Annotated in this window: 9 protein-coding genes; 6 read left to right on the top strand and 3 right to left on the bottom strand. The window is 65.6% G+C overall.

Going from position 1 to position 8,241, the window contains the following annotated elements:
- A partial coding sequence (locus tag ACMZ6R_RS19535; RefSeq protein ID WP_416114625.1) for a hypothetical protein occupies positions 1 to 315 on the top strand: 315 nt, incomplete at its 5' end.
- On the opposite strand, the gene ACMZ6R_RS19530 is transcribed toward ACMZ6R_RS19535, so the two are convergent.
- Positions 280 to 678, bottom strand: a complete 399-nt coding sequence (locus ACMZ6R_RS19530; RefSeq protein ID WP_416114624.1) for a response regulator — start codon at positions 676 to 678, stop codon at positions 280 to 282. The two genes, ACMZ6R_RS19535 and ACMZ6R_RS19530, sit on opposite strands and share 36 nt — an antisense overlap.
- Positions 679 to 919: 241 nt before the next feature.
- On the opposite strand from ACMZ6R_RS19530, the gene ACMZ6R_RS19525 reads away from it, so the two are divergent.
- From ACMZ6R_RS19525 to ACMZ6R_RS19515, 3 genes are read left to right on the top strand one after another with little or no spacing between them, the layout of a single operon-like run.
- On the top strand, positions 920 to 1,183 hold the full coding sequence (locus ACMZ6R_RS19525; protein ID WP_416114623.1) for a hypothetical protein: 264 nt from the start codon (positions 920 to 922) through the stop codon (positions 1,181 to 1,183).
- Positions 1,180 to 1,971, top strand: a complete 792-nt coding sequence (locus tag ACMZ6R_RS19520) for an HD domain-containing protein (protein ID WP_416114622.1) — start codon at positions 1,180 to 1,182, stop codon at positions 1,969 to 1,971. Before ACMZ6R_RS19525 ends, ACMZ6R_RS19520 begins: the two co-directional genes overlap by 4 nt.
- Positions 1,972 to 1,985: 14 nt before the next feature.
- Positions 1,986 to 3,074 (top strand): tetratricopeptide repeat protein, encoded by a 1,089-nt coding sequence (locus tag ACMZ6R_RS19515; protein WP_416114621.1) that lies wholly within the window; start codon positions 1,986 to 1,988, stop codon positions 3,072 to 3,074.
- Positions 3,075 to 3,581: 507 nt separating this feature from the next.
- Here ACMZ6R_RS19515 and epsC read toward each other — a convergent pair.
- On the bottom strand, positions 3,582 to 4,523 hold the full coding sequence (epsC, locus tag ACMZ6R_RS19510) for a serine O-acetyltransferase EpsC (RefSeq protein WP_416114620.1): 942 nt from the start codon (positions 4,521 to 4,523) through the stop codon (positions 3,582 to 3,584).
- A 5-nt stretch (positions 4,524 to 4,528) separates the two neighbouring features.
- On the bottom strand, positions 4,529 to 5,458 hold the full coding sequence (gene cysK / locus ACMZ6R_RS19505) for a cysteine synthase A (RefSeq protein WP_416114619.1): 930 nt from the start codon (positions 5,456 to 5,458) through the stop codon (positions 4,529 to 4,531).
- A 234-nt stretch (positions 5,459 to 5,692) separates the two neighbouring features.
- Between cysK and ACMZ6R_RS19500 the strand changes: the two genes are divergently transcribed.
- Together ACMZ6R_RS19500 and ACMZ6R_RS19495 are read left to right on the top strand one after the other, a co-directional pair.
- Positions 5,693 to 7,537: a CHASE2 domain-containing protein gene (locus ACMZ6R_RS19500; protein ID WP_416114618.1), complete on the top strand. Its 1,845-nt coding sequence runs from the start codon at positions 5,693 to 5,695 to the stop codon at positions 7,535 to 7,537.
- A gap of 13 nt (positions 7,538 to 7,550) precedes the next feature.
- A complete protein-coding gene (locus ACMZ6R_RS19495; RefSeq protein WP_416114617.1) occupies positions 7,551 to 8,207 on the top strand; it encodes a hypothetical protein in 657 nt (218 codons plus the stop codon).
- Positions 8,208 to 8,241: the final 34 nt, after the last annotated feature.

Raw genomic sequence — 8,241 nt, 5'->3', positions numbered from 1 at the left:
GCCCAGCCCAATACACCGTCTTCTCGGAACACGCCTCTGGTGCTGATGCTGCCATGGTTGTCCTCCTGTGAGACTTCCTATGGCAGAAAACTCAAGTGGCGTAAGAAGGGCCTGATTGACCGCTTACAAGGCGCGGGTGGCGCGGCCGCCATGGCGGCAAAGGCAAAAGAGCCGCCCGGCACGCATCGCGCCGCGAAAGCCGCAAAACAGTTCCGTGGGACAAAAGGAAGGGGGGAGCGCTGTCCGTGCGCCGGCAAGAAGGAGGCCGGCCGGCCCCGGCTATTCGATCACGCCGAGATTTTTGAGCAGATGTAGCAGCATGTGCTTGTCGATGGGCTTCGGGACGTACGAGGTGGCCCCGCCCTTGTAGTAGGCTTCCACCACGTTTTTGGGATCGTCCAGGGCCGTGGTCATGACCACCTTGGCTTCCTGGGCCGGCGTGATGCCGCGCTCCCGCTCGATGGCACGAATGGTCTTGAGCGCCGTCTGCCCGTCCATCTCCGGCATCATGATGTCCATGCAGATCAGGTCGTAGCGATTGTCGTCCTCGAGGGACTGACTGAAGGCCTCGACGGCCTCAAGCCCGTTGACCGCGATGTCGACCTCGCCATAGGGGCCGAGAATTTTCTGGAGGATCTTCCGACTCGTAAAGTCGTCCTCGACTACCAACACTCGCATCGCCGCCTCCTCAACCGTACTGCCCGTAATAAACATGTGCTGAAGTGGCCTCGCGGACAAATGACGCGAAGAAGCCTAGTGGTCTTTTGTAGGCGCAAAGCGCGGGGAAAGCAATGCGTCGGGACATTAATCCTGCGGTCAACCGCTCCCCCGCCCCGTCCATGGGCCGGCGCGTCTTGCAACACGGCCCGATCCCGCGTAAGTCGCATGCGATGCGCAATCGGCGCCATGGAGCAACCGCATGTTTTTTTTGAATGCCTTGGCAATCCAAGCCGCCAGCAAGGTGGAACCAAGCTGGCACAAGACCTGGCCTTTCGGCCCCGGCCTCGAGGAAGGCTTTTTCTCGGTCATCCTCAAAGGGATTTTCATCCTGGCCATCCTCGGCGGCATGGCCTGGCTGTTGCGCTACCTTTTCGGCCCCGGCGGCCCCCTGCGCGACAAGGAATTCGACGAACCGGACCCGGAAGACCCGGCAAACCAGGACAAGGATCGGCGCGAACAATGATCACGGCCATTCGCGCCTGGTTCGAGGCCTTTGTCGACGCGTACCGCCAGGGAACACCCGACCACGACGCCCACCTGGATCTCAAGCGCACCCACAGCCTGCGCGTCATGGACGAGGCCAAGGCCCAGGCCGAAGCGTTGGATTTGTCCGGGAGGTTGCGCGAACTGGCCGTCATCACGGGGCTTTTGCACGATACCGGCCGTTTCCCCCAATACCGGCGTTTTCACACCTTCCGCGACGCCGACAGCGCCAACCACGCCATCCTCGGCACCATCGCCCTGGCCCGCGAAAAGGCCCTGGCCGACCTGGACCAACGGTCCCGAACCCTTGTGCGCACGGCCATCATCTGCCACAATAAACGAGCCATTCCGGCGCGCGTCGCCTCCGGTGCGGATGCCGACGCCCTGGCCCTGGTCCGCATCGTGCGCGACGCCGACAAGCTCGACATCGTCCGGGTCATGCTCGAACATTTTCAAGCCCCGAAGGAAAAGGACGCCGTGGTGTTCCTGGGGCTGCCCGACATCCCGGACGCCTACAACCCCGTCTTCCTCGAAGACATCGAAGCCGGCCGGATCGGAAACTATTACGCCATGGGCTCCACCAACGACTTCGCCCTGCTGCTTTTAAGCTGGATCAACGACATGAACTTCGCCCGAACGCGGCGCGAATTCTTCACCCGCGGCCTCGTTGCCGGCCTTTTCGACGCGCTGCCGGACCTGCCCGACCTTCTCGCCTTCAAGACACGCTACCACGATCGGTTCGCCCCATGCGAAACGGTATCCCCCTGACGAACGGAGGCGCCATGGACTTCTCCCCGATCCTCTTCGATACCGTCGTCATCGTCAGCGGCAACGAGGAAAACGTCCGACGCGACCGGCGCTCCCTGGCCCCCTTCCGCCCCCGGTGCGTGGAACAGTTCGCCTCCGGGGAAAAAGCCCTGGACTTCCTCGCCGCCAACCGCGCCGACGTCGTGCTCCTCGACAGCCAGCTCGACGACATGGACGGCACCCAGTTCCTGCGCGCCAGCCACCGCGACCGACGCCTCAAGGACGTGCCCATCGTCATGGTCACCTCCCAAAGCCAGCGCGACAAGGTTCTCGACGCCATCGCCGTGGGCTGCGCCGGCTACATCCTGCGCCCCTACTCCGAGGAGACCTTCCGCAAACACGTGCTGCGCGGCTGCCAGGTCGAACGCGTCACCGAAATCGAACGCCAGCAGATCGAAGACGCCCGCGAAATGGTGGCCATGGGCAACTTCGACGACGCCATCGAAGCCTTCGAGGAAATCATCACCGAACAAAACATGGCCCAGAAATATTACGACATGGGCTGCCGCTGTCTGGTGCGCCAGAAATACGGCCAGGCCATCATCGCCTTCAAAAAGGCCATCAAGATAAACGACCTTTTCGCCGAAGCCTACAAAGGCCTGGCCGACGCCTACAAAGGCAAGGGAGACCTGGACGAATTCAAGCGCAACCTGCAAAAGGCCGCCGAAATCCACGCCCAGTTCAACCACATGGAAGAGACCAAGGAACTGTTCATCGAGATCCTCAAATACGACCCCAACACCCCAAACCCCTTCAACTCCCTCGGCGTCAAGCTGCGCAAGAGCGGCGACCTCGCCGGCGCCCTGCACGCCTACAAGCAGGCCCTTTCCCTCACGCCAAGCGACGAAAATATCCACTTCAACATGTCCAAGGCCTTCTACTTCATGGGCAATACCGAGGACGCCAAGCTTTGCGTCGAAAAGGCCCTGGACAGCAGCCCCGGATTCGAGGAAGGCCGCAAACTCTACCGCAAACTTTTTGGCCGCGAATACCCCCGCGCCGCCCCCCCGGCCCCACCACCGGACGATCGGCAACAGGCGGCGGAATCGCTACGCGACGACTAGCGGGGAGCGGCGCGGGGCTCTGCCCCGGACCCCGCCGGGAGGCCACAGGCCCCCCGGGCCCCCCATCCGGTGTGCTTTGGTCGGGCGGGAGGCTGGGTTGGCTGGCGGAAAGACGGAGAGTGGAGAAGATGCAGGCGGAATTTGTCGGGACGGTGCATGCCGCTTCGCGACAAGCTCGTCCCAAGCAAATTCCGCCTGCACCACGCCGGTCGCCCCTGCGGGGCGACATTCGGAGAACATCTCTTCTTAAAATGCGGCGCTTCGCCGCTGGCGCGGTTGTTGCCGCAATCGTGTCCGGCGTCGAGGCGCTTACGCGCCTCGTGCCGCCGGGCCGATTGCGGCAACAAGATCATCCCAACCCGCACCACCCAACTCCCCATCCACCCGTCATCCCAACCCGGTAAAAGGGGGTCCGGGGGACATCAAGTCCCCCGGCGGGGTGCAGGGGCAGAGCCCCTGCCCTCTCCCTGTCCTCTCCATCCCGCTGTCATCCAGCTGCCTTGCCGCTCAAATCCCCCCGCCGTCGCAACTGACGCCGCCGCCCGGTCCCTGCTGGACCAGGCGCGAATAGGGGGGCACGTCGCGGGTGACCCAAACGTTGCCGCCGACCACCGAGCCTTTGCCGATGGTGATGCGGCCAAGCACGGTGGCCCCGGAGTAGATGACCACGTCGTCTTCCACGACCGGGTGGCGCGCGATGCCTTTGACGAGCATTCCCTCCTCGTCCTTGGGAAAGCTTTTCGCTCCAAGGGTCACGCCCTGGTACAGGCGCACGTTGTCGCCGATGATGCAGGTTTCCCCGATGACCGTACCGGTGCCGTGGTCGATGAAAAACCGCCGGCCGATGGTGGCGCCGGGGTGGATGTCGATGCCTGTGGCGGAATGGGCCATTTCGGTAATGATGCGGGGGATGAGGTCCACGCCGAGCAGGTGCAGCTCATGGGCCACGCGGTGGTGGGTGAGCGCGGTGAGGCTCGGGTAGCAGAAGATGGTTTCCCCGGGCGAACGCGAGGCCGGGTCGCCTTCGTAGGCGGCCTGGGCGTCCTCGGCCAGGGCCTCGCGGATTTCCGGCAGGCGCATGAGAAAGTCGCCGGCCAGCCGCCGGGCCTTTTCCTCGCATTCCTGGCAGTCGCCCGTGCCGTCGAGGTCGCAAAAGAAGCAGAAGCCCCGGCGCACCTGGTCGGTGAGCAGCCGGAAGATGGCGTCGAGGTTGGCTCCGATGTGAAAGCGCATGTTTTCCGGGGTGATGTCGGAATGGCCGAAATAGCCCGGAAAGATGACGGCCCGCAGGCGTTCCATGAGTTCGGCCAGGGTTTTGATGGCCGGCATGGGCTCGTCGTGCAGGGGCCGGTGGTAGACCGTGCGGTAGGAGGCTTCCTCGCACAGCATCTCGGCCACCCACTCCACGGGCGAGGGTTTACGGCGCGGCGGCTGGGTGATGGGACTCACGGCGATCAGGCCTCCTCGGCGAAAAGCGACGTGGACAGGTAGCGTTCGCCGGTGTCGCACACCACGAACACGACGATCTTGCCGGCGTTTTCCGGACGCTTGGCGATGGTGATCGCCGCATGGGCGTTGGCTCCGGAAGAAATGCCGCACAGGATGCCCTCTTCGCGCATGAGGCGTTTGGCCGTGGTCATGGCCGCCTCGTTTTCCACGGGGAAGAGCTCGTCGACCACGCCCATGTCCAGCACTTCGGGCACGAATCCGGCCCCGATGCCCTGGATGGCGTGCAGTCCGGGTTTGCCGCCGGAAAGCACGGGCGAGGAGGCGGGTTCCACGGCCACGGCCCGAACCAACGGTTTGCGCTCCTTGAGCGCCCTGGCCACGCCCGTCAGCGTCCCGCCGGTGCCCACGCCGGCCACGAAAATATCCACCAGCCCGTCCGTGTCCTCCCAGATCTCGACGCCGGTCGTCCGGTAATGGGCCTCGGGGTTGGCCGGGTTGGAAAACTGCATGGGCATGAAGGCGTCGGGCAGATCGGCCACGAGCTCTTCGGCCCGGGTCACGGCCCCGCGCATGCCCTGGGCCGCCGGGGTCAGCACCAGCTCGGCCCCGAATCCGCGCAAAAGCGCCCGGCGTTCCACGCTCATGGACTCCGGCATGGTCAGGACGAGCTTATAGCCGCGAACGGCGCACATAAAGGCCAGTCCGACGCCGGTGTTGCCCGAGGTGGGCTCGACGATGACCGTGCCGGGGCGCACGCGGCCGTCGCGCTCGGCGGCCAGGATCATGGCCACGCCGATGCGGTCCTTGACCGAAGAACAGGGGTTGAACGATTCCAGCTTGGCGGCCACCCGGGCCACGCAGCCCTCGGCCAGCCGGGTCAGCCAGACCATGGGGGTATGGCCCGTCAGTTGCGTCATATCGTCGGCAACGCGCATAGGTATCCTCCTTTTCGACCGCTGCCGCGGCAGCGGATGCAAGCCCTGTCGATTGTGGAGCACTCCCGCTGCTTAGGCAAGCCGTCCGGCGCAAAAAAGTCGGGTCGCCAACGACCGGGCGGACCCCCGCATTTTTTCGTGGACGCCGGGAGCCGTTCGCGCGACAAGGGCTCCGTCGCCCGTCCCGGGCCAACCCACCCGCCGCGCCTTTGAGCCGGCAATCGCGGAACCGCCATGCACTTCAAACCCGTATTTTATGTTTGCCTCATCCTCGCCGCCTTGACGGCGGGGCTTTTCTTTTCCTCGCTGCAACCGGCCAGGCGCGTCGATGCCTGGAACTCGGATCTGTGGCACGTCCTCGCCGGCAAGCGCCACGAGCCCACGCGAGTGGCCGTGGCCCTGCTCGACGACGAGGCCCTCGCCGCCGAACCGGACCGACCGCTGGTCTTCTGGGGACCGCTGTACGCCAAGATCCTGGCCACGCTGCACAAGGTGGGCGTGGCGGCCATCGGCCTGGACATTCAGCCGGCCCTTTCCCCTGTCACCTGGATGGACATCATCGGCTCCGATGCCAGCCGCGACTTCGACCGCGACTTCATGTTGGAGCTGGCCAAGGGCAAGGTCATCCTGGCCGCCAGCGTCTCCAACGAATCCGGCGAACCGGCCTTCAGCCTGCCGGCGGCCGATTACCTGATCGCCCTGCCCGGGCACGAGGCGGATCTGGGGCTCACCAACGTGCCGCTCGACCGCGACGGCGTGGTGCGCCGCTTCGCCCCGGCGCTCTATTCCAAGGGGGAGCCCAGGCTGTCCTTCGCCGCCGCCCTGGCCCAAAAGGCCGATCCCAAGGCCCCGGGACTGGCCGACATCGACACGCCGGCCGCCCTGGCCCCGCGGCCCATCGTCTTTTCCGGCCCGCCCGAGACCTTCAGGCACATAAGCTTCGCCAGACTCCTGGCCAAGGACGCAGCCGACGATCCCGAAGTGAAGGCGCTGGCCGGCAAGGTGGTCATCCTCGGCATCGACATCCACGGCGCCCACGACCGGCTGGCCTCGCCCTACTCCCTGCCGCTTTTCGGCGCGCCCAAGGAATTCATGCCCGGCCCGGAAATCCACGCCAACATCGTGGAGGCACTTTTGACCGGCCGCAGCCTGAAGCCCATCGGGCATGTCACGGCGTCCGTCCTCTGGCTGCCCTTCCTGGCCCTTTGCGCCCTGGCCTGCGCCAGACTCGGCCCCGGGCGGTCGGTGCTGGCGACCATGGGCTGCGGCCTGGCCTCCTTCGGCCTGGGCTACGGCCTGTTTCGCACCGGCTGGCTTCTGCCCCTGGCCGGGCTCGATGTCGGCCTGACGCTCACCTGGGCCGGGGCCAACGCCGTGCGCCTGACGCGAGGCGAACGCGAAAAGGCCCACATTCGCCACGCCTTCGGCAGATACGTGTCCGAGGCGGCCATCGCCGGCATCCTCAAAAGCGGCCAGCCGCCAGCCCTTGGCGGATCGCTGGCCACGGTCACCATCCTTTTCTCCGACATCCGCAATTTCACGACCTTGAGCGAGAAGCTCTCGGCGCAGGAAGTCGTCGAACTGTTAAACGCCTACTTCTCCAAGGTCTGCGACATCATCCTGGCCCACGGCGGCATGATCGACAAATTCATCGGCGACGCGGTCATGGCCGTTTTCGGCGCGCCCCTGGCCGATCCCGGCCACGCCCGGCAGGCCTTGGCCACGGCGCTCGGCATGGTGGAAGCGGCCCGGGAATTCCAGGGCTGGATGCGGCAGCGCTTCCCCAAACTGGGCGACTGGGAATTTCATATCGGCGTGGGGCTGCACAGCGGCCCGGCCGTCGTCGGCAACATCGGCTCACGCCAGCGTCTCGATTTCACGGTCATCGGCGACACCGTCAACACCGCCTCGCGCCTGGAAGGCTTCACCAAGGTCATGGGCTGCCCGGTGGTGGCCAGCCGCACCACGGTCGAGCTGGCCGGCCCCGGCATCTTGACGGGACGTGCCGAGCAGGCCCAAGTGAAAGGCAAGAGCGAACCCGTGCCGGCCCTGGAAATCCTCGGGCTGGCCGACCAATAAAAAGGAGCGATCCATGCGTCGCCGTACACTCCTGATTACCGCACTGCTGCTGGCGGCCCTGTGCACGTCGGTCTCGGCCGAAGCGCCCCGCCTGGTGTGCCTCGTTTCCGCCTTGAACGGCCAGACCACCCTGTCGCCCGTCGACGGGCCGAAAAAACCACTGGAAGTCTTCACCCGGCTGCGCGAAGGCGAAAGGCTCGACCTGCCGCGCGGCGCGGAAGTCCAGCTCGCCTTCCTGCAAAAAGGCGTGCGCGAAACCTGGACCGGCCCGGCCCAGGTGGTCATTACCGCCGACGGCGGCCAAAGCGCCGACAGCGACACCCCGCCCGTCATCGACAAGCTGCCGCTGCGCACCAAGCCCGCCGGCGGCCAGGCCTCGTCCATCCTGACCCAGGCCGGCGAACAGGCCACAGCCCAGGTACGCACCCGCGATGTCGCCGTGCCCGAGGACAAAACCTTGAGCGACGACGAACGCGCCGACCTGGACGCCGTCGAAAAACAAGTGGCCCAAATGCGCGCCACCGCCGCCCCCGGCGATATGGAGCCGGATATCGTGCTGCTCGAAGAACTCGCCCGCCTGGGCCAGAAACGCCGCCTCACCGAGGAACTGCGCCGCCTGCGCGAAGCGCACCCCGACAACCAGACCTTGGCGCATTGGGAGGTGGAGTAGGAAAGGCGGAAGTGGGGGGCGGGAACCCCCTTTT

This window comes from Solidesulfovibrio sp. C21 (assembly GCF_047785625.1).
Classification (GTDB): domain Bacteria; phylum Desulfobacterota; class Desulfovibrionia; order Desulfovibrionales; family Desulfovibrionaceae; genus Solidesulfovibrio.
Note: the sequence above shows the minus strand (reverse complement) of the source record. Positions and strands in the feature narration are given on the sequence as shown.